At 58.3% G+C, this 23011-nt stretch carries 24 protein-coding genes; 18 read left to right on the plus strand and 6 right to left on the minus strand.

Features of this window, described 5'->3' with window-relative positions:
* Nucleotides 1–5: 5 nt before the first annotated feature.
* On the plus strand, nucleotides 6–560 hold the full coding sequence (locus NMA52_RS03470) for an FKBP-type peptidyl-prolyl cis-trans isomerase (protein WP_254826244.1): 555 nt from the start codon (nucleotides 6–8) through the stop codon (nucleotides 558–560).
* A gap of 43 nt (nucleotides 561–603) precedes the next feature.
* Here the strand turns inward: NMA52_RS03470 and NMA52_RS03475 are convergent, their stop codons facing one another.
* Complete coding sequence (locus tag NMA52_RS03475; RefSeq protein WP_254826245.1) at nucleotides 604–1242, minus strand: DUF4294 domain-containing protein; 639 nt, start codon at nucleotides 1240–1242, stop codon at nucleotides 604–606.
* Between the two features lie 44 nt (nucleotides 1243–1286).
* Complete coding sequence (locus NMA52_RS03480; RefSeq protein WP_254826246.1) at nucleotides 1287–2147, minus strand: hydroxymethylglutaryl-CoA lyase; 861 nt, start codon at nucleotides 2145–2147, stop codon at nucleotides 1287–1289.
* 93 nt (nucleotides 2148–2240) lie between these two features.
* On the opposite strand from NMA52_RS03480, the gene NMA52_RS03485 reads away from it, so the two are divergent.
* On the plus strand, nucleotides 2241–2462 hold the full coding sequence (locus NMA52_RS03485; protein ID WP_254826247.1) for an intracellular growth attenuator family protein: 222 nt from the start codon (nucleotides 2241–2243) through the stop codon (nucleotides 2460–2462).
* Nucleotides 2463–2479: 17 nt separating this feature from the next.
* Here the strand turns inward: NMA52_RS03485 and NMA52_RS03490 are convergent, their stop codons facing one another.
* A complete protein-coding gene (locus tag NMA52_RS03490) occupies nucleotides 2480–3091 on the minus strand; it encodes an L-threonylcarbamoyladenylate synthase (protein WP_254826248.1) in 612 nt (203 codons plus the stop codon).
* 214 nt (nucleotides 3092–3305) lie between these two features.
* Between NMA52_RS03490 and NMA52_RS03495 the strand changes: the two genes are divergently transcribed.
* A complete protein-coding gene (locus NMA52_RS03495; RefSeq protein WP_254826249.1) occupies nucleotides 3306–4247 on the plus strand; it encodes a hypothetical protein in 942 nt (313 codons plus the stop codon).
* A gap of 13 nt (nucleotides 4248–4260) precedes the next feature.
* A complete protein-coding gene (gene hscA, locus NMA52_RS03500) occupies nucleotides 4261–6144 on the plus strand; it encodes a Fe-S protein assembly chaperone HscA (protein ID WP_254826250.1) in 1884 nt (627 codons plus the stop codon).
* Here the strand turns inward: hscA and NMA52_RS03505 are convergent, their stop codons facing one another.
* Together NMA52_RS03505 and NMA52_RS03510 are read right to left on the minus strand one after the other, a co-directional pair.
* Complete coding sequence (locus tag NMA52_RS03505; RefSeq protein WP_254826251.1) at nucleotides 6145–8064, minus strand: ATP-binding protein; 1920 nt, start codon at nucleotides 8062–8064, stop codon at nucleotides 6145–6147.
* Nucleotides 8057–8872 (minus strand): alpha/beta fold hydrolase, encoded by an 816-nt coding sequence (locus tag NMA52_RS03510; protein ID WP_254826252.1) that lies wholly within the window; start codon nucleotides 8870–8872, stop codon nucleotides 8057–8059. Before NMA52_RS03510 ends, NMA52_RS03505 begins: the two co-directional genes overlap by 8 nt.
* A gap of 112 nt (nucleotides 8873–8984) precedes the next feature.
* Here NMA52_RS03510 and NMA52_RS03515 point away from each other — a divergent pair, with 112 nt between their 5' ends.
* From NMA52_RS03515 to NMA52_RS03560, 10 genes are all read left to right on the plus strand, one after another.
* The gene (locus NMA52_RS03515; protein ID WP_254826253.1) at nucleotides 8985–9455 is read left to right on the plus strand and encodes a redoxin domain-containing protein; all 471 of its coding nucleotides are present in this window, start codon (nucleotides 8985–8987) and stop codon (nucleotides 9453–9455) included.
* A 26-nt stretch (nucleotides 9456–9481) separates the two neighbouring features.
* Entirely contained in the window at nucleotides 9482–9781 is a 300-nt protein-coding gene (locus NMA52_RS03520) for an ATP-dependent Clp protease adaptor ClpS (RefSeq protein WP_254826254.1), read from the plus strand.
* Nucleotides 9782–10465, plus strand: coding sequence for a leucyl/phenylalanyl-tRNA--protein transferase (gene aat, locus NMA52_RS03525; RefSeq protein ID WP_254826255.1), 684 nt, complete (start codon nucleotides 9782–9784; stop codon nucleotides 10463–10465). It abuts the gene before it with no gap.
* Between the two features lie 61 nt (nucleotides 10466–10526).
* Nucleotides 10527–11372 carry an alpha/beta fold hydrolase gene (locus tag NMA52_RS03530; RefSeq protein WP_254826256.1) on the plus strand — a complete coding sequence of 282 codons (846 nt, stop codon included), beginning with the start codon at nucleotides 10527–10529 and terminating at the stop codon, nucleotides 11370–11372.
* A 4-nt stretch (nucleotides 11373–11376) separates the two neighbouring features.
* Nucleotides 11377–11817, plus strand: coding sequence for a MarR family transcriptional regulator (locus NMA52_RS03535; RefSeq protein WP_254826257.1), 441 nt, complete (start codon nucleotides 11377–11379; stop codon nucleotides 11815–11817).
* A gap of 20 nt (nucleotides 11818–11837) precedes the next feature.
* A complete protein-coding gene (gene scpB, locus NMA52_RS03540) occupies nucleotides 11838–12428 on the plus strand; it encodes an SMC-Scp complex subunit ScpB (RefSeq protein ID WP_254826258.1) in 591 nt (196 codons plus the stop codon).
* Between the two features lie 9 nt (nucleotides 12429–12437).
* Nucleotides 12438–12944, plus strand: coding sequence for a DUF2480 family protein (locus NMA52_RS03545; protein ID WP_254826259.1), 507 nt, complete (start codon nucleotides 12438–12440; stop codon nucleotides 12942–12944).
* A 35-nt stretch (nucleotides 12945–12979) separates the two neighbouring features.
* A complete protein-coding gene (locus tag NMA52_RS03550) occupies nucleotides 12980–14083 on the plus strand; it encodes a PorP/SprF family type IX secretion system membrane protein (protein ID WP_254826260.1) in 1104 nt (367 codons plus the stop codon).
* A 40-nt stretch (nucleotides 14084–14123) separates the two neighbouring features.
* Nucleotides 14124–16691 (plus strand): OmpA family protein, encoded by a 2568-nt coding sequence (locus NMA52_RS03555; RefSeq protein ID WP_254826261.1) that lies wholly within the window; start codon nucleotides 14124–14126, stop codon nucleotides 16689–16691.
* 11 nt (nucleotides 16692–16702) lie between these two features.
* Nucleotides 16703–16930: a hypothetical protein gene (locus NMA52_RS03560; RefSeq protein ID WP_254826262.1), complete on the plus strand. Its 228-nt coding sequence runs from the start codon at nucleotides 16703–16705 to the stop codon at nucleotides 16928–16930.
* Between the two features lie 11 nt (nucleotides 16931–16941).
* On the opposite strand, the gene nadA is transcribed toward NMA52_RS03560, so the two are convergent.
* Nucleotides 16942–17949, minus strand: a complete 1008-nt coding sequence (gene nadA, locus NMA52_RS03565; protein ID WP_254826263.1) for a quinolinate synthase NadA — start codon at nucleotides 17947–17949, stop codon at nucleotides 16942–16944.
* A 164-nt stretch (nucleotides 17950–18113) separates the two neighbouring features.
* Here nadA and NMA52_RS03570 point away from each other — a divergent pair, with 164 nt between their 5' ends.
* The 4 genes from NMA52_RS03570 (at nucleotide 18114) to NMA52_RS03585 (ending at nucleotide 22578) form a co-directional block, all read left to right on the plus strand.
* A complete protein-coding gene (locus NMA52_RS03570) occupies nucleotides 18114–19139 on the plus strand; it encodes a Gfo/Idh/MocA family protein (RefSeq protein WP_254826264.1) in 1026 nt (341 codons plus the stop codon).
* A 130-nt stretch (nucleotides 19140–19269) separates the two neighbouring features.
* Nucleotides 19270–20154, plus strand: coding sequence for a DMT family transporter (locus tag NMA52_RS03575; protein ID WP_254826265.1), 885 nt, complete (start codon nucleotides 19270–19272; stop codon nucleotides 20152–20154).
* A 60-nt stretch (nucleotides 20155–20214) separates the two neighbouring features.
* Complete coding sequence (locus NMA52_RS03580; RefSeq protein WP_254826266.1) at nucleotides 20215–21618, plus strand: hypothetical protein; 1404 nt, start codon at nucleotides 20215–20217, stop codon at nucleotides 21616–21618.
* A 75-nt stretch (nucleotides 21619–21693) separates the two neighbouring features.
* Nucleotides 21694–22578: an NAD kinase gene (locus tag NMA52_RS03585; protein ID WP_254826267.1), complete on the plus strand. Its 885-nt coding sequence runs from the start codon at nucleotides 21694–21696 to the stop codon at nucleotides 22576–22578.
* The last annotated feature ends 433 nt before the right edge of the window (nucleotides 22579–23011 follow it).

Here is a 23011-nt window from a genome sequence, read left to right on the forward strand (position 1 = left end):
TACCCATGACCAATCCCGTACTCATCGGCCTTGTGCTGTTACTCTGCTCCTGCGGCCCTGCCCAGGACACCAACGAACCCTTGCGCGACGAAAGTGAGCGCAGTGCCATCGAGGAACGCCTCATTACGGAACTGAGTCCGTCGGACGATCTGGCCGGCCGTCAGCGCAACGCGATCATAAACCGGGCCATCGACCGCAACTACGACGTGTACGCCGCGCCGGAGGGCTACTTCTACGAAGTGCTTGATTCGGGGCAGTACAACCGGCTGGCGGAGGGGGATATCGTCAGCGTGCACTACACGGGCAACTTTCTGGACGGGAAGCAATTCGACGGGAGTCGCCGCCGGGGTGATAAACTCCGGTTTCGGGTGGGCGATCTGATTCCGGCCTGGAACCTCGGACTGCAACGGGTCCGACCCGGTGCCCGGCTGCGTATTCTGACTCCCAGCGCGTTGGCTTACGGTCCGGAGGGTCTGGTCGCTCCGAACGGGGATACCCTGGTGCCGGCGAACGAACCGTTGGAATTTCTGATCGAGGAGATCGCGATCCTCGAGGAGTAAGGAAGAGCGAACGCAGTAGCCCGAGTCGCCGGGCTAGCCTATCCTAGCGGGTGGGGTTGTTGGAGCGTTGCCGACCGGCCGTAGCCTCGGGAAGCTCGTAGCTGACGTCGAAATCATCCAGTACGGCGTCCAGGATGCGGTCTTCGCCGATCGTGTATTTTTGCTTCAGCTTATGTCCGTAGAAGCCGGCCAGCGTGGCCCAGTAGCGGGCGGTGAGTCCTCCCCGGAGGTCCTTGATGAGGTCGTAGATGGGCTCTTCCGTTTCCCGCTCGATCATGGCGATGAGCACCTTGCCCTGGGTTTTCGACATTTTTTTGAGGGGCTCCTCGAATTTTTCTTCCAGCTCGTTCTGCAGTCGCTTGATGTATTTCCGGCGATCGCGCTTGCTCATGTTCTGGGTCATGTACTCCGTTTCGCGGAAGATGCGGATGGCATCGACGGCGTAGGGGTAGGCGCGCTGGGCGTAAATGCGGTAGCGGCGGTATAGCTTGTACTCTTCCTCGCTGTTGAATACTTCGGGAGAACTGACGGACACGTCATTGAGCTGGGCGATGATGAGCGTATCTCCGCAATCGTCGAGGGCGTAGGGATAATATTTGCCGTCGACCTTCGTGTAACCGGTCTGGCTCGCTACCGAAAGCGCGAGCAGGAAAAAGAACGAACCGAGCAGAAAAGTGCGCATGGTGCGAAGGTGGGTTACGTAAGGTAATTGATTTTGCCGAAAAATCAGGCGAGAGAGGGACCAAACACGGTTGCGGATGCCTCCATGGCGTCGGAGAACCGCTGGGCATTGACGCCCGTCCGTTCGCTTCCGAAATACTCAACGAGTCGCTCGGTGGGCATATTGCCGGTGAGCTCGTCGCGGGCCATGGGGCAGCCCCCGAAGCCCCGGATGGCGCCGTCGAACCTGCGGCAACCCGCCTCGGCGGCGGCCACGACTTTTTCTTGCCAGGTGGTGGGGGTAGTGTGCAGGTGCGCCCCGATCTCGAGCTCCGGATAACGGGGAATCAGATTGGAGAACAGGTAGGATATGCTGGCCGCCGACCCCACGCCGATGGTGTCGCTGAGCTGGAAGATGCGGATGTCGAGCTCCGCCAGGCGGGCCAGCCACTGCTCCACTACCTCGGCGTTCCAGGGGTCTCCGTAGGGGTTGCCGAAGCCCATACTCAGGTAAAGGACCATTTCCTTGCCGGCCGCTAGCGTGAGGTCCTGAATCTGCTTGACCCGTTCCAGGCTGTCGGCGAGCGTAGCGTTGGTGTTGCGGAGTTGGAACGTCTCGCTGACGCTGAAGGGGTAGCCCAGGTAATCGATCTCCGGGAACTGCAGTGCCGCTTCGGCCCCCCGCCGGTTCGCGACGATGGCCAGTAGCTTGGTGGCGGTGCCGGTGAGGTCGAGGCCGGCGACCACCTGAGCCGTATCGCGCATCTGGGGGATGGCCTTGGGGGAAACGAAGCTCCCGAAGTCAAGCGTGTCGAAACCACAGGCGAGCAAACGCTGGAGGTAGGCGGTCTTAACGGCCGTGGGGATGAAGTCGTGGCGACCCTGCATGGCGTCGCGTGGACATTCTATGAGCTTAACTTCTGACACCGCGGTGGTATTTATGGGGTAATATTACCCTTGTTGCGACAACACCCCCGCCCCGACGGTAGTTTTCCTTACTGACTAATCCAGCCCATCTCGATGCTCAAGCACGCCACCACCCTTACCGTAATCGGATTTTTGCTCTTCTTTTTCGGGCTGGTGTCCGTACTGCTGAACCTGGTAGGCGTGGACATTTTCTTCATGTCCTGGATTTACGGCCTGGGCGTAGCCTTTTCGTTCGGACTACGCCTGCTGATGATCGTCGTGGGGCTGATCCTGATCTACCTGGGGCAAACGGACTGGGAGCGGGAGGAAATCTAGCCCCCCGCCCGCAAGTCTTATTTCAGTACTCCGACGCCCTCCCGTTGTAGCAGGGCTTCCTCTCCGGTACAATCGATAATGGTGCTGGCTTCGTTACCTCCGATGCCACCGTCGATCACCGCGTCCACGCGCTTGCCGTAGGCCTCGTGGATATCGTGGGGGTCGGTGTAGTACTCCATCACGGAATCGCTGTGCTTCACGCTGGCGGTAAGGATGGGCCGGCCCAGTCCCCGCACGAGGGCGTCGACGATGTTGTTGTCGATGATGCGGACGCCGATGGTTTCCTTGCGGTTCTTCAGGACTTTAGGAGTGCGGTTGTTCGACCGCAGTATGAAGGTGAAGGGGCCGGGCAGATTATGCTTCATGACCCGAAAAATATCGTTGTTGATGGTGGCCGAGTATTCAGTGACCTGGCTGATGTCCTGGCAGATGAAGCTGAACATGGCCTTGTTGGGGTCGATTCCCCGGATCTGGGCTACCCGCTCCACGGCGTTCTTGTTGGTAATGTCGCAGCCAATACCGTAGACCGTATCGGTGGGGTAGATGATGACGCCGCCCTCCTCGAGGATGTCCACCATTTGCTTGATGAGGCGGGGTTGGGGATTGTCGGGGTTGATGGATACGAGCATGGGCAGGTTTTTGCGGCAATATAGGCGTGAGAAGCGTTAATCTCGTAAAATCTGTCGGAGAGCACCGTCGCCCGGCGGTTTCCGGCGGGGGCCACCGGACGAGGATGGCAATCCGACGAAGTTTTTGACTTTAAGCGTAGTTCGCGGCCCGTAGTTCGCAATCATCCTCCCCCGCCGGGGGCAATTTATCTTCGCCCACCCAAAACCACCGTCCGTGATCTTTTTCTACCTGACTTTCGGCCCCAATCTGGAAGTTCACCGCCAGGCCGTCTTCTCCGCAATGACCATCCTGGGGGCGCCGCGGCCGGAGGTGAGCATCATCGTACTTACCGATGCGCCGGAATATTACCGCTTTCTGGGGGACCGCGTAACGGTAAGGGTCACCTCCGCCGCGGAATTACGGGACTGGCGGGGGCCGCACGACTTTTTCTGGCGAATTAAGATCAAGGCGTTGGAGGACCTCGCCCGGCGCCATCCGGAGGAGCACCTCGTTTACCTGGACGCGGATACTTTTTGTTTCGGATCGCTACCCCGGATGCGGGCCCTGCTCGACGGGGGAACCCACCTGATGCACGCCCGCGAGGGCACACTGGCGGAGCTGCCCACGCGTACGGAACGCAGGATGTGGCAACAGTGCGAGAATCGCAGTTTCGGTGGCCTGACCGTGGACGGGGCGAGCACCATGTACAACGCCGGGGTGGTGGGCCTATCGGCGGGAGGAGCTGCGCGTGCGGTAGAAATCGCCCTGAGGATTTGCGACGACATGTGCGCGGCCGGCGTCATCCGGCGATTGATCGAGCAATTCGCGTTGTCGGTGGCCCTGGCGTCTGCGGGGCGACTCGCCGCCGCCAACTTCTGTATCGGCCATTACTGGGGAAACAAGGAAGGTTGGAATACGTATACGGCGGATTTCTTTCTGGAACATCACCTGCGGGCGACGAGCCTGGACGAGCAGCTTGCCGCGGCGGGCCGGGTAGACTTCGGAGTCCTGCCCATCTACGGGAAATCGTCCCGCACCCGGGATAAGCTGGTGCGCTGGGTAAACGCGGTATTAGGAAAAAACATCTACGCCTTCGTTCCGGATACGGAAGGAGAGGTGAGCGATCTGTCGGAGCGGCGGCTGGCCCGGAAGGGTGAAACCAGTCCGCGACCTTAGGCGTATTAGCTCCATGGCAAAGTACAGCATTGATCTACAGGCGGGAAAAGTAAAGGAAGACGAGGCCGTAAACTCGGTCGGAGAAATAATCGTAGGCATTGACCTGGGCACTACTAACAGCCTGGTGGCCCGGGTGAAGGACGGCCGGGCGGTCGCCGTGGCCGGGGAAGACGGCAAACAGGTGCTGGTGCCGAGCATCGTTCACTTCCGTCCGGACGGCAGCGTCGTCGTGGGTGAAGCGGCGAAGCCCTACCTGACTACCGCCCCGGAGCGGACCATCTATTCGGTCAAGCGATTACTGGGAAAGAGTTTTGGCGACCTCAGTGACGTTAAGGATCAGTTCGGTTACCGGATCATCGACGAGGACGAGGATCGATTGGTAAAGATTGCCGTCCCCGGCAGTGACGGTCGTCAGCGTTACTACAGCCCCGTGGAGTTGTCCGCCCGCATCCTGCAGGCCCTGAAGGCGCGGGTGGAGGCCGAGATCGGAAGTCCGGTAAGCCGGGCCGTGATCACGGTGCCGGCTTACTTCAACGATGCCCAACGGCAGGCCACGCGTGACGCCGGAAAACTTGCCGGACTGGACGTGCTGCGCATCGTGAACGAGCCGACGGCGAGCAGCCTCGCCTACGGTATCGGCCTGACCGAGGAGGACGAGGGGCGGACCATTGCCGTTTACGACCTAGGCGGGGGCACCTTTGACGTATCGATTCTGCGGATCGAGCAGGGCATTTTCGAAGTGTTGGCGACGAACGGGGACACCTTTCTGGGCGGAGACGATTTCGACCAGGCGATCGTCAGCTACTGGCAAGAAAACTACGGCTTACCCCTCAGCACTACCCAGGAGCGCGGGGAGATCCGCCTGCTGGCCGAACGGGCTAAGAAGGCGCTGTCGCAGGAGCAAACGTTTACGGCGGAATTCCGCGGAACGAGCGTTTCCCTCACCCGCGCCGAGGCCAACGACCGATTTGCACCGCTCATCGAGCGAACCCTTAGCTCCTGCGTCCGCGCCCTCGCCGATGCGAAACTGGAGAAGGGTGACATCGACCACGTCATCATGGTGGGCGGTAGTACGCGCGTGCCGCTGGTCAAGGAGCAAGTCAGCGCGTTCTTCGAAAAGGAGGTTAACGATACGCTCGACCCCGACCAGGTGGTGGCGCTCGGTGCCGCCATTCAGGCCGACGTCCTGGCCGGTAACCAACAGGACGTCCTGCTGCTGGACATTACACCGCTGAGCCTGGGCATCGAAACGGTGGGTGGTCTGATGGATCCCATCATCCCCCGCAACTCGAAGGTGCCTACGAAGGTCGGGCGGAAGTATACGACGAGTGTCGACGGCCAGGTCAGGCTCAAGGTGGCCGTGTACCAGGGAGAGCGCGATATGGTGGCCGACAACCGCAAACTGGGCGAGTTCATTCTGAACGATATTCCGCCCATGCCGGCGGGCATTCCCCAGATTGAAATCCACTTTTACCTCGACGCCGACGGCATTCTGCGGGTAAAGGCAACCGAACACCGCAGCGGTACCGAACAGAGCGTGACCATCAAATCACAATACGGGATCAGCGAAGAGGAGATGGCGCTGATGCTCATCGACAGCCTCAACCACGCCGAAGAGGACATGCGGGCACGGAGCCTGGCGGAGGCGAAAACCGAAGCGAACAACGTGCTCCTCAGCGCACGAAAATTTATTCGGCAGAACGAAAGCTGGCTCTCGGGGGAACAGGTGCAGGAGATCGGCCGCTTCGTCGACGCACTCGCCGCCAGCGTGGCGGGTGATGACAAGGATGCCATCAACGAACGGATGGCGGAACTGAATACCTATACCACGCCGCTGGCCCACGAGGCCCTTGACCGGAACGTGGCGGCGGCCATGCGGGGGCGGGACGTGAATTGATCACCACTTCTCGTCGCCCAGGCGGTCGGCCAGGCTACGCACTTCGTTCACTACGGCCTGACGTCGCTCGGCGGTGACGGACGTGCCGTTTTTCAAATCCTGAGTGATGCGCGCGAGTTGATCCGTCAGCCGGTCCGCGGTGAGTAGTTGCAGGCTGGTCTTTAGTTTGTGCTTAAGGTCACCGACGGCGCGCGCGTTGCCGGCGGTGATGGCGGTGTCGAGCTCGGTGGCGGCGCCGCGCAGTTCGCGTTGGAGAATTACGGAGAATGCCGCAAGTTCGCGGGCATCATGATCGAATGCTTCCCGTAGGGTAATGAAGGGCATGGTAGTGGGTGCTTTTGACTGGGCGACGGGACCTCCCAGGTAGCGGCTGATGATGCCGTGCAGTCTGGCGGGGTCAAAGGGCTTCAGGAGAAAATCGTCGATGCGGGCTTCCCGCATGCGCTCACTGATCGTAAAACTTGCCGATGCAGAGAACGCGACGATGGGGATCTCGGAGCGAGGTCCCGAGAGTTTTCGGATCCGGGTAGCGGCTTCGTAGCCGTCCATGACCGGCATGCGGAGATCCATGAGAATCAGGTCGAAGTGATTGGCCTGTACGTGGCGGATGGCTTCCGCTCCGTTCGGAGCCAGATCGAAGGGAACCTGCCACCGCCGAAAGTAGCGGGATACGAGGAAAGCGTTGGTCTCATTGTCCTCGACGAGTAACACTCTGCCGGTACGAATGGGGGGCAACTCCCCACCCGGCTGCCCGGCCGCGTCCGGAGGGTCGGCGACGGGCAGCGACAACTCGAAGGAAAATCGGGAACCCTTACCCTCTTCGGAGAATACCTCCATGCGACTGTCCAGTTTTTCCAGGATGCTGCTGCTGATGGCGAGTCCGAGCCCGGATCCTCCGTACTTGGCGTGAATATCTTCCGAGGCCTGAGTAAATGGCGTAAACAGTTTTTGCAGTCTATCGGGGGCAATACCGATGCCGGTGTCGGTCACCGCTACCTCTATCCGTACGCGCTTTTCCGTAGAGTCCAGGACTTTCACCGTGGTGGCTACGCTTCCGTCGGGAGTAAATTTGACGGCGTTGCCGATGAGATTCGTGAGAAGTTGGCTGATGAGGGTCGGGTCACCGACCAGGGTAGCCGGTAGGGCTTCGTCTACGGTGACGTCGAGATCCAGCCCCCGGTTGCGGCTATCGAAGTGGAAACTATTGACTACGGAACGCACCAACTCGTGGAGGTCGAAGGGGGCGTTGGCCACTCTGAGTTTACCGAGGCCCACCTTGCTGATTACGAGAATATTCTTAAAGAGTTGAAGAATATGGGTCGCGGAATTGGCGAGAATGGACTGTAAGTGGGCCTGGTGAGCGTTCAGACCGGTGGTTTTGAGGAGGTCCGAGGTGCCTACGATGGCGTTCAGGGGGGTAAGGACCTCGTGACTGATGGTCGAAAGAAAATAGGACTTAGCCCGGTCGGACGACTCGGCCCGCTTCTTGGCTACCAGGAGTTCCGTTTCGTACTTCTTCCGTACGGTGAAGTTGATGATCACCATGCTGGTGAAGAGAAAGCGTCCGGCATCGTCGTGGTGGCGGGTAGCGGTGATGAGGACCGGCAGTCGGCTACCGTTCTTGCACTGGAGGGTCAGGTTGATGTCCTCTACGGAGTTCTGCAGGTTAAGAACGGGAAAGAAGTGCGTTTCGAAGAAGATGCGTGACCCCCGGGTGACCAGGTCAATCAGGGAATGACTGCCCACGAGTTCAGCAGGCGAGTAGCCCAACCAGTCACAGAAGGTCTTGTTGATGCGCAAGAAATCGCCCGTCGCGGAAGTGAAGACGTAACCGCACGGGGCTACTTCGAAAAACTTGCCCGCGTGTTCCTCGATCCGGCGCGAGATCGCCTGATTGGATAGGGGGGTGGGGTCAGTCATACGATGAGGAGTCCAGGAAGCGGTTGATCGCATCGATGGTCTCCTGCGGTGCACTCAGGTGGGGGCAGTGGCCCTTACTGGGCAAATAATCGATCGTGCAGTCGGGCAGTTGTTGACACGTGTACTGACCGACCTGCCGATTTGCGATGACGTCTTCATCACACTGCAGGACCAGGGTGGGGATGTAGTGGTTGACCAGGTCGGTGCGGTTGTCAGACAGGAAAGTGAGCCGGGCAAAGTGGAGAGCTACTTCGGGGTCCATCCGGCAAAAGGACTCATTTAATTCCTGCGTGAGTTCAGGGCGGTCGGCGTTACCCATAACCTGGGGGGTGAAGCTTGCGGACCAACCGACGAAGTTGCTCTCCAAATCAGCAAGCAGGTCATCAATATCCTCCTGACTAAATCCTCCCGGGTAATCCCCGTCGTTGAGGTAGCACGGGGAGGGACCGACCATGACCATTTTGGCGAAGCGATCGGGATTTAACTTAGCGGCCAGCAGGCCGATCATCGAACTTACGGAATGGCCGACGAAAATCACCTCGTGGAGGTCCAACTCCTCGAGGATGAGTACAATATCCCGGGCATAACCTTCCAGATTGGCGTACCGTTGGGGGTCGAAGGGACGTGTGGCTCCGCCGGCGCCGACGTAATCGAACAGGACGATTCGGTACCGATCCGCAAAAGCGGGGGCTACGAAGCGCCACATATGTTGGTCACACCCGAAGCCGTGGGCAAAAACCATGGGCTGTCCTTCCGGATTGCCGGAGACGCGGACGTTGTGGGCCCTTTGTGCGGAGAGTATGCCCATATTTAAAATACTTGGTTGCACAAATTTACTCAAACCTACGGTTACTACCGGGACCTTGGATTTGCAACCTTCGCCGGACGGACTTGTCTTAGGTACGCAAACAATTCAACGAATGGCCCTTAAAGTTGGCGACAAAGCCCCCCTCTTCAAACTGTACAACGACGAGCAAAAGGAGGTCGGATTAGCGGATTACGGTGGCAAACACCTGGTGCTGCTGTTCTTCCCCCTCGCCTTCACCGGTGTCTGTACCGATGAACTGTGTACCATGCGGGACACGCTGCCGGAATACAATCAGCTGGGCTCCTCCGTGGCGGCCATTAGTGTAGACAGTGTATTCACGCTGGCAAGGTACCGGGCGGACCAGCAACTGAACTTCCCCCTTCTGAGTGACTTCAATAAGGAGGTCAGTCGGCAGTACGGAGCCCTGTACGATACCTTTGCCTTGGGTATGGAGGGCGTCAGCAAGCGGGCCGCGTTTGTGATCGACGCTGAAGGGGTAGTACGGTACGCCGAGGTTCTCGAGTCGGCCGGGGATCAGCCTGATTATTCGGCAATTAAAGAAACTTTGGCCGGCCTCCAGTAGTTTTTCAAGAATTAGCGCGTAAAGTTATGAGCATATATGCATCCGGCCAGGAAGACGTCTTACTCGATGAGGACATTGACGTCAGCATCGGCGAACCCGCTGATCTGATCGTGTTCAACGATGACCACAATACCTTTGATTGGGTCATGCAGAGTTTCGTGGACGTTCTGGGCCACTCGACCGAACAATCCGAACAGCTTGCCCTCATGATCCACCTGAAGGGGAAGGCCACCGTGAAATCAGCCGCCTTTAATGAATTGCGTCCGAAAAAAGACGCGCTGTGCGACCGCGGGCTTAGCGCCGTGATTGAGGGGAAAGGGCAGTAGATGCCCCTGTATCGTCTTGATCCCCGGTTTCCGGAATTGTTTCCCGACCCCGTGCGGGTCAACGGGGAGGGTCCCGCCTGTTTTGGAGGCGATCTTTCACCCGACCGACTCTTTAACGCTTACCGGCTGGGTTACTTTCCGTGGTTTGCGGAAGGAGAGCCCATTCTGTGGTGGCACCCCAACCCGCGCTTCGTTCTCTACCCCGATCGTTTGCGGATCAGCAAGAGCATGCGCCCCTACTTTAATCAGGGTAAGTATCGCGTCACGTACGACACCCACTTTCGCCGGGTAATGGAGGAGTGCCGCAGCCTCCACCGGCCCGGGCAGTGGGGCAGCTGGATCACCGACGAGCTCATTGCCGGCTATGTCGCCCTGCACGAGCTCGGGATCGCCCACAGCGTGGAAGTATACGAGGGGGAGGAGTTGGTGGGCGGGCTGTACGGGCTGGCCCTCGGGAAAGTTTTTTTCGGGGAGAGTATGTTCTTCAAGCGACCCAACGCGAGTAAGTTCGGCTTCATCTCTCTGGTACAGCGTTTAGAGCGCCGGGGGTACCGCATGATCGATTGTCAACAGGAAACGGGCCACCTTAAAAGTCTGGGGGGGCAGGCCATACCACGGACGGAATTTCTGGACCGACTGAGCCTCATTCCGGACGAGGAAACCGAGCGAGGGAAGTGGCAGTAGCCCCCCCGGCTCCAACTGCACCGGCTTCGGCGTTGTTACCTCCTTCCTAAGCAGTGAAAGTATGACTACCCACTTCTGGCTCACGGCCAACCGTCCGAAGCGCGATCCCGCCGCCCCCGATGACCGGCTCTACGTCCGGCAGTACGGTACGGGTAACGCCGTGCTGATCGCCGTCCACGGCTTCGGGCGCAACGGGGCCCGTATGGAACGACTCGGACTGCACCTGGGAGACCGCTTTACGATGTTGGCTCCCGACCTGCCGTACCACGGATCTTCCGAATGGTTCAGCGATCGATACTCCACATCCGACTTTACCGCCCTGCTGCAACAGTTGCTGGATCGGTACCCCGACCGGCCCGTATACCTGATGGGGCATAGTCTGGGGGGACGGTACCTGAGTTCCTGCCTGGCGGGGCTGCACCACGATCACCTGCGCGACCTCGTGCTGGTGGCCCCCGACGGGGCCGGCGGGCGGTACACCAACTGGATCGATACCTTGCCGGCGTCGCTGGTAAAACCGCTGGCGCGGCTGTCCGAGCGGCCCCGGGCGATTTTGCGCATGAGCCAGTGGCTCAGTAAACGGGGAATTATTAATCGCTACTCCGCCGAATACCTTAAGTACAACCTCAACGACCGGCCCTTCCGCCGGCGCCTGGCCGGTACCTTACGGAGCGTACTAAAATTTCCGCCCCGCCCGGCGGCGTTCGAGCGCGCATTACGCGAGCGGAACATGCAGTGTACCGTCTTCGTCGGCGATAAAGATCCCCTGTTGCACCACGATCGGCTCAGCAGTATGTACGAACCGCTTCCCTCCGTCACCCTCCACCACTATGCGGGCAGTCACTGGCTCCCGGAACAGTTACTTGCGGAATACTACCGAAATAGTTTGGTGGCTGCCTTACCTTAGCCGCGTGTCACCACTCGCTTATCCAAACGTCGGAACGGTACTGGACCGTACCACCCGCCTACTCAAGCAACATTACCTACGTGCTTTTCGGGAAGAAGGCATCGACATCAGCACCGAACAGTGGGTGTTGCTGGATCGCCTGTATACGGAAGGGGACGCCAGCCAGACGGACCTGGCGAACGGGACCTTCAAGGACGCACCGACCGTGAGCCGCATCATCGATAAGCTGGCAAAGAAGAAACTCGTAGAGCGCCGTCGGTTTCCGAACGACCGGCGCCGGTACCAGGTGGTGATCACCGAAGCGGGCAGAAACGTCCACCAACGAATCATGCCTGCCGTGCGGAAGCTGCGCCGCCAGACCTGGCAGGGGCTTTCCGAGACGGACTACGAGCGGTTACAGGAATTGCTGGGACATATCCGGAGCAATTTCGGTGAAGAAGATTAGCGTAAATATTTACCGTACCCTTGGAATCACTGGCTCAACACGTCGAAGCTCTTATTTTCGCTTCCCCCCAACCTATTCCGCTGCCGGAAATACAGGCGGTGTTGGAAGAAAGCTTTGGCTTGCGGTTTTCGGACAGCGAATTGCTGGAGAGCATCGCCGAATTGCGGCGGCGGTACGACCACGCGCAGCACAGTTTCGAGGTGCTCGAAATTGCCGGTGGATACCAGTTTATGAGTAAGGGGGCGTACCACCAGACGATCGGAACCCATCTGCGGCAACAAAGCACGAAAAAGCTCAGTCGGTCGGCGCTGGAGACGCTGAGTATCATCGCGTACCGCCAACCGGTGACCCGGTCCGAGCTGGAGAAAATTCGGGGAGTGAGTTGCGACTACGCCCTGCAGAAACTATTGGAAAAGGAGCTTGTTACCATTACCGGTCGCTCCGAAAGCGTAGGTAAGCCCCTCCTGTACGGCGTGACCGAGAAGTTTATGGACTACTTCGGCATCCGGTCGATGGCCGATCTGCCCCAGCCCCGCGAGTTCAAGCTGCCGGAACACTCGATCGGCAACCCCGACGAACTCATGGTTGAAGCTGGGGAAGAAGCCGATTAATACGCAATCATGGTCAACAAAGTCGCCGCCTCCGGCCTCATCACGCTAAAACTGGAAGACTACTGGCCCCGGGAACCCCTGGTCGCTTTCGACCTGAAGGATTACCTCTTTATGGAGTTGATCCTGAAAGAAAAAGACTTCCGTGAAGCCATTAAAGCGCACGACTTCGGCCAGTACCGGGGCCAGATACTGCTCGTCTACTGCTCCGCCGATGCCATCATCCCCGCGTGGGCGTACATGCTGGTCGCCGCCGCGGCCGCGCCCTACGTAGCCGATATATATCAGGGCACCGAGGCAGAATACTTACGCGACCACTACCGGCGGAAAGTCGCCCAGCTCGATCCGGAGGAGTTTGCCGGGCAGCGGATCGTCGTAAAGGGTTGCGGCGACCGGGAAGTGCCGGCCGCCGCCTATCTGGAGATCACCGCAAAATTGCGTCCGGTGGCACGATCCATCATGTTCGGCGAGCCGTGCAGTACGGTGCCGGTATACAAACAACCCCTGGTCAGGAAGTAAATACTGGTGCTTATCTTGGGCCTTAAACCTTGCCCATGCGATCGAGTCACTACCTGCTTGCATTCCTGTTTTTATGTTGCTCGCTGGGGGTGAAGTCCCAGGATACGCATTTTACCCTGCACGATTATAATCCGCTGTGGCTGAATCCGGCCCAGACCGGCGCGTACAGTGGGTCGATGCGTATCGGGGGCATCTACCGGGGGCAGTGGTACACGCTCAATGGGATCACGACCCCGAGTGCGTACGCCGATGCGCCGATCGTCCGCGGCCTGCGCAAGTATGACTGGATCGGGGTGGGAGCGAATCTTATCAGCGACAAGGCTGGAGCGGGTGGTGACCTGGGGTTTAAGTCCACCTACTTTGGCTTCTCGGCGGCCTACCACCTGGCACTCGACGATAACCGGCGCAACGTATTCACGCTCGGAGCGCAGTACGGAAGTACTACTTACAGCCTCGACGTAGGCTCGGCCAGTCTGCTGCAGCAACTGACCATCGACCCCTCCCTGGGCGGTGGCGGACAGTCACAGGGCGAAATTAAACCTACCACCGGAGAGGGTAGCGGGAGTAACGACAGTTATAACGACATCAATGCCGGTGTGATGCTGCGGTCCGTTCTCGATCCGAAAAAGGAGAACTTGCTGGAAGTAGGGGTGAGTATGTTCCATCTAAACGGTCCGAAACGCGCCACGCTGCTTACGGCCAGTACGGATACGACGGGCATCGATACAACGACCGTGGGCACCCGGGCGGGAGAGGATGCACGGCGGCGGAGGTCTACGCTACATGGGCACGCGCGTCTTGATCTGGAGGTCAGCGAAAAGTGGCGCTTTCAACCCTCGCTTTACGTACAGTCTTCCGCGTCTAATACGACGGCCTCTATACAGGCGTGGGGTAGTCGGTCGCTCAAGCCCGACGTGGATCTCCGTATGGGGCTGGGCTACCGGACGGGCGACGCGGCGCAGGTGCTGATCGGACTGGATTACCAGCAAATTCGGGCAGCGCTGAGTTATGATATTACCCTGAGTCAATCCCGGACGGTGACGAATTATCAGGGGGGCTTCGAATTATCGGCCCAGTATATATTCAATATTTATAAGAAGCCGACCGTCGTGCCCACGATGCTTTGTCCCAAAATTTAGGCACCGCCGGTCGCGTTTTTAATCACTCATCCCCGCTTCCATGATACGGATACATACGGACACTCTACGGGACACGCGGTCGTTGCTGGCCACGATTTTTATCGCAGTGGCTTCCCTGCCCCTGTTCGCTCAACCGTTGGCCGGTAGTTCCAACGAGGAACAATTACTGGCTGCCGCCGATTCCGCCCGCGCTACCTACAACTGGACCGTTGCTCTCGATAACTACCGGGAACTGTACGAGAAGAACGACGAGGATTACCTGCTGCCCCTTATGGCGCAGATGAACTATGAACTGCGCGACGTGGCCGCGGCCATTCGGGGGTATACGCAGACCTTCCGCCGTACCGAAGCCGGGGATACGACCAATAACATCCACCGCTTCTACTACGGCCGCGTACTGAAAATGGATCAGCAGTACGATGAGGCCGTCACCTACCTCACGGAGTTTCTGCAGCACAACGACGACCCCGTACTCGAGCAACTTGCGCGGGCCGAAATCGAGGGTGCACGTCTGTACCGGGACGCCATGACGGAAACCGGAGAAGTGAGTCTGGAGATTCTCGACCGCAAGATCAATACGGTATGGAGCGAGTATTCACCCGTCTACAGCACCGCCGATAACACCCTGTACTATGCTACCGTGCAGGCGACCACGCCGGTGGAAATGACGGACGCGAACGACGAGAAGCAATTCTTGCGCATATTTAAAGCGGTGCGCGACGAAGAGGGTGAGTGGGAGCGGCCGGAAGCGCTGGGACGGGAAGTGAACCGCCCCGGGGTGCACACCGCCAACCCGAGCCTCAGTGCCGACGGGCGTCGGTTGTACTACAACCGGCTGGGCATGAACAGTAATAAGATCGCCCAGGCGAAAATATACCTCAGCGATGTGGACGACGCCGGCTGGAAAAGCGGGAATCCCGTCTCGGGAATCAATAGCGACGACCACCTGGCGCTGCAACCCGCCACCGGAGAGCTCTTCGGTGAGGAAGTGTTGTTCTTCGTAAGCGACATGGATGGTGGATTCGGTGGTTTCGACATCTACTACGCTACCTATCAGGGAGACGGCCGCTACGGTAGCCCGGTCAATCTCGGCGAAACGATCAACACGGTCGGAGACGACATGACGCCCTTTTACTTCGACGGTACCCTCTACTACAGTACCGACGGCCTGCCCACGATGGGGGGGACCGACCTGTTTTACTCCGCCTGGAACGGAAGTGAATGGAGTACTCCCGCGAATATGGGACCCGGCTTCAACAGCAGCGTTGACGACCAGAGTCTCAGCGTGTACGGTGACGGCCTCATCGGCTTCATGACGAGTAACCGTCCCGGGGAGGGGAGATCCGTAAAGAGCAAGACCTGCTGCGACGATATCTATAACTTCGAGATCGCGAGTCTGTACGCCAATCTCGTCGTGGGACTCTTCAGCGAGGCCCGTCAACCGCTGACTAACGGCACCATTGAGCTGCAGCCTATTCGCAACGGGCAGTCGCAGGGCCCCGGCACCCAGAAGACCCGCGACGACGGGAACCGCTTCGATTTCGGTCTTACCCTGGAAACCGAATACCAGGTGGTCGCCAGCCACCCCGGCTACTATCCGGATACGGTGGAGTTGAATACATTGGGCCTGGAGGAGAGCAAGAGTTTCGAGCAGGTATTCTTCCTCAAGCCGATTCCGGTGGATCCTTCCACGATCCCGGTCTACGATACCATCGAGATCGAGGAGTCGATTGCCCTGGAAAATATCCTATACGATCTGGATAAGTCCAATATCCGGGAAGACGCGGAAGGCGACCTACGCGTACTTGCCGAATTGATGAAGCAATATCCCGACCTGGTCATCGAACTGGGCTCCCACACCGACTTTCGCGGCGTAGACGAGTACAATCTGAACCTGAGTAAGCGCCGCGCGGATGCCGCCCGCCGCTGGCTCATTGCAAGAGGAGAGATTGCCGCCAACCGGATCAAATTCCGGGGCTACGGGGAAACCGTGCCCCTGGTGGTTTCGGAGCGACTGGCCGGTCGAACCGGCATCTTTCAGGCAGGAGACACCCTCAGTGAGGCGTACATCAATGCACTGCCGAATAACGAGCAGCGGGAGGTGGCCCACCAGCTCAACCGACGCACCGAATTTAAAGTGCTGGAGGGTCCCACCACGATCATTATCCGGCGGGACATCATCGAACGGGCCATCGAGGGACCGGACCGCAACGCCGAGCCCCGGGATTCGATCAGTCCGAAAAGTACGCTCCACGGGAAGTCCCCATCCGAGATCGACGGCCTGCCCATCCTGCAATTTGACCGGCGCGAAATCGACCTCGGCGTCGTGAAGAAGGGCGATACGAGATCGTTCACTTACACCTTCGTCAACGAGGGCCGGGTACCCGCCCAGATCATGCTGATTCAGGCTTGCGAATGTACCACCGTGACCCACGATAACTCGATCGTGTACCAACCCGGTGACCGGGGTACCCTGGAGGTCGTCTTCGACAGCAGTAGCAAGGATGAGGCCGAAACCATCGGCATCGATATTTTCCTGGAGCAGAGCGATCGTAATGGCCGACCGGTCATCGAACTTGTCGAATACCACTTTGACATTCAGCAGTGATCGGGGAGTACGTGAAGGCACTCCGACGCGGTGTTGATTTTCGCGGGCGAAGCAACTGGCCGGAGTATCTGTCGTTCTTCGTAGTCAATGCGAGCATGAGCCTTACCCTTTCCGCACTGGAGGGGTGGCAACGGGACGGATTCTTCGGAATCCTCGCCGTCGTTTACGGGTTATTCGTGCTGGTACCGGGACTGGCGATCACGACGCGACTGATCCGCTTTCTGGTAACTAAAGGATAGGGACCTTCGGCCTATAGACCGGCCCGGGCGGAAATTTCGAGCATTCGGTCGATGCTCTTCACCCCCTTTTCGATGACCCATTCGGGTAGGGTAATCTCGGGCATTTCGTACTCCATGCATAGGTAGAGCTTCTCCATCGTGTTGCGCTTCATGTGCGGACACTCGTTGCAGGCGCAGGTGTTGTTCGGCGGGGCGGGGTAGAAGGTCTTGTCCGGTGCGGCCAGTTCCATCTGGTGGATGATGCCGGGTTCCGTGGCTACGATAAACTCATTGTAGGCGCTTTCCCGGGTGAAGCGGAGCAGACTGGACGTGGAGCCCACGTGGTCGGCCATGTCGAGGATGTGGGCCTCGCATTCGGGGTGAGCAATGAAGGCCGCCTCCGGATGAGCGATCTTAAGCTTGGTAATCTTCTCGTGACTGAAGATCTCGTGCACCATGCAACTGCCGTTCCAGAGCACCATGTCCCGTCCCGTCTCCTTGATAAGCCACCGACCGAGATTGACGTCCGGAGCGAAGATGATGGGCTGGTCCCTAGGAATGGAATCGATGACGTGCTTCGCGTTGGTGCTGGTACAGCAAATGTCCGTGAGCGTTTTCAGTTCCGCGGTGCAGTTGATGTAGCTCACCACGATGTGATCGGGGTACTTCTCCTTAAACTTCGCGAAGACCGGGGCCGGGCAGGAGTCCGCCAGGCTGCAGCCCGCCTTCAGGTCGGGCAACAGGACTTTTTTCTGGGGGCTGAGCATCTTGGCGGTTTCGGCCATAAAGTGTACGCCGGCGAAGACGATGATGTCCGCGTCCGTGGATGCCGCCTGCTGGCTAAGGCCGAGACTATCCCCGATGTAGTCTGCAATGTCCTGAATTTCGGATTCCTGATAATAGTGGGCGAGGATGACGGCGTTGCGTTCCCGCTTGAGCCGGTTGATCTCGGCGGCCAGATCGAGCGTGGGGTCCACGTCTATGTCCAGGTACCCGCGGCGGTTCAGGTTCTTTGTAGCGAAATCGATTTCGACGGACATCAGGGGTGTATTTGGTGGTAAGAAACGAAACTATAACGGGTAGGAGCGGGATAGGTTGCTTTGCTTAAATGTAAAACTAAGTTAAGGCACGGCGGATCGGGTCCGGTTGGCTTGCGCGCGCAGCGCCCGGGTTTCCACGGCACCTGCGTACCCGCCCCCACAAATTGTTACCTTGGCTGCAACCAAAAAATACGGACATCGCCACCTTCAATTGGGCCATTCTCGGCCTCGGAAAGATCGCCCATAAATTTGCGCAAGACCTGGCGCTGATCGAAGACGCGCGATTGGTTGCGGTCGGATCACGATCGCTGGATCGGGCACGGGAATTCGCGGCTCAGTACGGGGCGACCCACGCCGCCGGTACCTATGCGGAAACTTTCGACGGACCGCGCGTGGATGCGGTGTACGTGGCCACGCCCCATTCCGGACACCGGGAGCTTACGCTGATGTGTCTCGAACGGGGGATTCCCGTGCTCTGTGAGAAGCCGCTGGGCATGAGCTACGCGGAGGTGGAGGAAATGGTCGGCGTAGCGCGGGAGCGAGGGGTATACCTGATGGAAGCCCTGTGGTCGCGCTTTCTCCCGGCGCTGGAAGAAATGAAGCGGACGCTGGATGCCGGCGCCATCGGCCGAATTGAGGGTCTGCGGGCCGACTTTGGTTTTCTTGGGGAACCGCATGCCGATTTTTCCCGTGACCGGCTATACAATCCCGCGCTGGGTGGGGGTGCCCTGCTCGATATTGGCATCTACCCGATTTGGCTGGCGCAGTACGTTTTCGGAGCTCCGGTGGACATCAGCGCGACCGCGCGGGTGACCGAGTCCGGTGCGGATATTGATACCCAGGTGACGTTGCGGTACGCGGGTGGTCAGTTGGCGCACTGCTACTCCACGCTGCTGGGGATTACGAAATGCGACGCCCTGGTCCTGGGAACGGAGGGGGCGCTGCACATTCATCCGCGCTTTCATGAGTCGCGGGGCTTCAGTATTCTGCGGGGGAAGGATGAGCCACCGGAGAATCATTACTACCCTTTTGAGGGGAAGGGCTACGTTTTCGAGGCCCGCGCGGTGATGGAGGACGTGCGCGCCGGCCGGAGCGAGTCGGAGCGGTGGTCGCTGGAGGATAGTTTACTGTTGCACAGGACTTTGACGGAGGTGCGGCGGCGGATCGGGGTGAGGTACGCGGGGGAGTAGGGGAGATTTATTTGGAAATGCGGAGGAGATTGCTTACAGCGGTCCAACGGGGTGACCCCGTCCGACGGCTATAGCCGTCCAACCGCTATAGCCGCCCAACCGCTGCCTCACCGTCCATTACCTTCGCCGCATGCAGGAACGACCGACCATAGCGGACTTTCTTACCCTGATCGGTCTGAGCCTGATCTGGGGCACCAGTTACATCCTGATCAAGTGGGCGCTGGGGGTGTTTTCCGCCCAGCAGATTGCCGTGCTCCGCCTGGGGCTATCGGCCCTGGCTCTGGCTCCCTTCGCCCTTACGCACCTGCGCAGGATCAGCTCCTCGCAGGTGCCCACCCTTTTGCTCGTAGGGCTGACGGGAACGGCCATACCGTCTTTTCTGTTCCCGATCGCCCAACTGCACCTCAGCAGTAGCCTGACCGGTACGCTCAGCAGCTTGACCCCGCTCTGTACGTTCCTGGTTGCTTGGCTGGTGTTCCGCAACCGGCCCGTGCGCGAGCAGGTGATCGGCATCGTGGTGGGCCTCATGGGGGCGGTGATGCTGGCGTACGTAACGCCGGGCCGGGGAGGGCAGGGTAGCCAGTTGGCGTACGCGGGACTGGTTTTGCTGGCCTGCCTCTGTTACGGCACGTCGGCGAATATCGTCGGTAATTTCTTCCGCAAGCTGCCGTCCCTTACCATCACCGTGACCAGCTTCTTTCTGGTGGGTTTGCCGGCGCTCATCTACGCTTTCACCCTCGGCGGCGTAGTAGGGACGATCCGGGAAGCCGGAACGCCGGGGTGGTGGGCCCTTGGTTACGTCACCATTTTGGCCGTGGGAAGTACGGTGCTGGCAAGTTTCGTGTTCTTCCGGTTGGTGCAGCGGACGGGGGCGGTATTCGCGAGCACCGTGAGCTACCTGATCCCTATCGTTGCTCTGCTGTGGGGGTTACTCGACCACGAGCGGTTTACCCTGTTACAAGTACCGGCCATCGGGCTCGTGCTATTGGGCGTCTTTCTCAGCAAGCGTAAGTGACGGGACAAACTAACCGCCGCATATTTGCGTACTTAGAACTGCCTACGTATCGTATACTGCATGAGGCTAGTCGCCATAATTTTACTGCTCTTCGCCCCGCTATTGTCGTGGGCGGCACCCGGCGACTCCCTCACCGTTGCGGAAGTGGAGCTGATCGGTCACCGCAAAACGCGCCCCCGGGTCGTTTTTCGGGAAATGACCTTCGGCCGGGGTGACCGGCTGGCCGTCGACGATCTCGATCGCGTGGTCGCGCGTAGCTACAATAACCTGATGAATTCCGGCCTCTTCGCTTCCGTCGAGATTACGTACGACAGTACTCAGGTACGGGCGGGTGGTCAGGTAGCCTTCACCGTCCGTATGCGGGAAACATGGTACATCTATCCCGTACCGGTCTTCGAGCTCGCCGATCGCAATTTCAACGTATGGTGGACGGAAGAAAACCGCTCCCTGGACCGGGTAAATGTAGGTGGGAAGCTGACGTATTACAATTTCACGGGCCAACGTGACCGCCTCAAGCTGGGGTTCACGACCGGGTATACGCGATCGTTACAGGCAGGCTACCGACTTCCGTACTTAAACCGCGCCGGCTCCGTCGGGATGGAGTTGGAGTTCAGCTATTTGCGCCGCCGGGAACAGAATTACCTGACACTCGATAATCGCCAAATATTCTATTCCGATCCGGACGCTTTCGTTTACCGGCGGTCTAATGCGGACCTGACCATCAATTACCGGAAAAAAATATATGTATCCCATTACCTGTCCTTCGGCTGGCGGCAATCCGAAATTGCCGATATCATCGGAAGGGTACTGAATCCCGAATTTTTCGGGGGCGGACGCACGCAACAAAAGTATTTCCGCATTGCGTACGATTTTCAGAATGACCGCCGTGATATTCGCAATTATCCCTGGAAGGGCAAATACTTTTCGGTGGGTATCGCCAAGGAGGGCCTGGGCATATACGGACAGCGAGACGGCCTGGAAGTGCACGGGGATTACCGGGAATTTATTCCGTTCGGAAAGCGATATTCCCTCAACTACGGGGTAGCGGCCAAGTATAGCCTCATTCGTACCCGCCAGCCCTTTCTCGAAAATCGGGCCATCGGCTTCGGAAACAATGGCCTGATCGGTTACCAATTCTACGTGGTGGACGGGCTGGATATGGTCATCTGGCGTCTGGGCCTGCGCCGGGAGTTCATTAAAACCAAACTGGACCTGGGTAAACTCGTGTTCATCGATGCCTTTCGCTACATACCCCTGCGGATACTCGGTTCCGTACAGTTCAACCAGGGTATTGCGAATGCCCCCTTCGTCGACGGGACCAATCAGTTAAATAATAACCTGCTTACCGGTATGGGCGCCAGTATCGATTTCGTGCTTTACTACGATATGGTGGCCGGCGTACAGTACAACCGCAATCACCTGGGCGAAGACGGCGTGTACCTCAACCTGAACCTCAGTTTCTGAGCGGAGCGGCGGGGCGGTGGGCCTTCGACTGCCGTAATATTTCGTAACCTTGTTGCGCGTTCAAGTTTCCACGCCATGCAGGTTGTCATTTACAGTCAGGTTTATAAAGAGTCCGACCGCGAACCGGTCCAGGAACTCTTCGACCTGCTGGCCTCGGAGAATTTTTCTACCTACGTTTACGGTCCTTACCTGGAGCAAATTCGTTCCCACATTCACTTCTCCCGCGACGTCGGCGTGTTCGAAAGTCATCTGGATTTTCGCATTAAGAAGTTCGATATGCTCATCACCCTGGGGGGCGACGGAACGATCCTCAGCGCCATGCTGATGATCAAGGATTACAAGATTCCCATTCTCGGAATCAACCTCGGTCGACTGGGCTTCCTGGCTCGGGTAGAGAAAAGTAAGATGTGCGAAGCCATGCGGTTACTCGCCCGGGGGCGGTTCGAAACCGAAAAACGCGATATGCTTTACCTGGAAAGTAATCTGCCCGTATTCGGCGACACGCCGTATGCCCTGAATGATTTTACCCTCCTCAAGCGGGATACCTCCTCCATGATTACCATACATACGTACATCAACGGTGCGTATCTGAACAGCTACTGGGCCGACGGTATCATCGTCGCCACGCCTACCGGAAGTACGGGCTACAGCCTGAGCTGCGGCGGGCCGATCGTGTTTCCCGGGAGTGGAAACTTCGTCGTCACGCCCGTAGCGCCGCACAACCTCAATGTACGACCCATCGTCATCAGCGACGATGCCGTTATCAGCTTCCAGATTGAAGGACGGGCCGATAACTTCTTATCCACCCTCGATTCCCGCTTCGAAACCGTTACCGCCGCTCACGAACTCGCGGTACGTAAGAATGACTTTGGTATCGATCTGGTCAAATTGCCGGACATTACCTTCATGGATACCCTGCGCGGTAAGTTAAATTGGGGGGAAGATCGCAGAAATCATTAACAACCCTGACTTTCATACGTGCTGGCAGTCCTTTTGCTTAATATTAGGAAAATAGGGCGGTTAATACGGATAAGTATACTAATCCGGGTGAGTAACTCACCCAGAGTACTCCCGGTGACCCGGCATTAGATGATAGAACATACCTAGATCTAGTGATATGGTGGTAATTTATATGTTTCGTGAGGGTCCCGGTGCCATTAGGTATGGACGGAATTTCGAATTAATTTCATATACTTGCCGTTGAGTTAGAACAATAGTAGCATTAAGTATCTTTATAGATTATCCCGGGCGAAGCACCAATAGATATCCCGCCCTCCCCCACACAAACACTAAACCCCGTAAGAAATAATCAAACTTGTTTTGATATTAAAGGGCTAACCAATACCAGTTCATTACACATCCGGTACGCGATCCGCCATTATGGAGGACCGCG

This window comes from Lewinella sp. JB7 (assembly GCF_024297185.1).
Taxonomy (GTDB): Bacteria; Bacteroidota; Bacteroidia; order Chitinophagales; family Saprospiraceae; genus Neolewinella.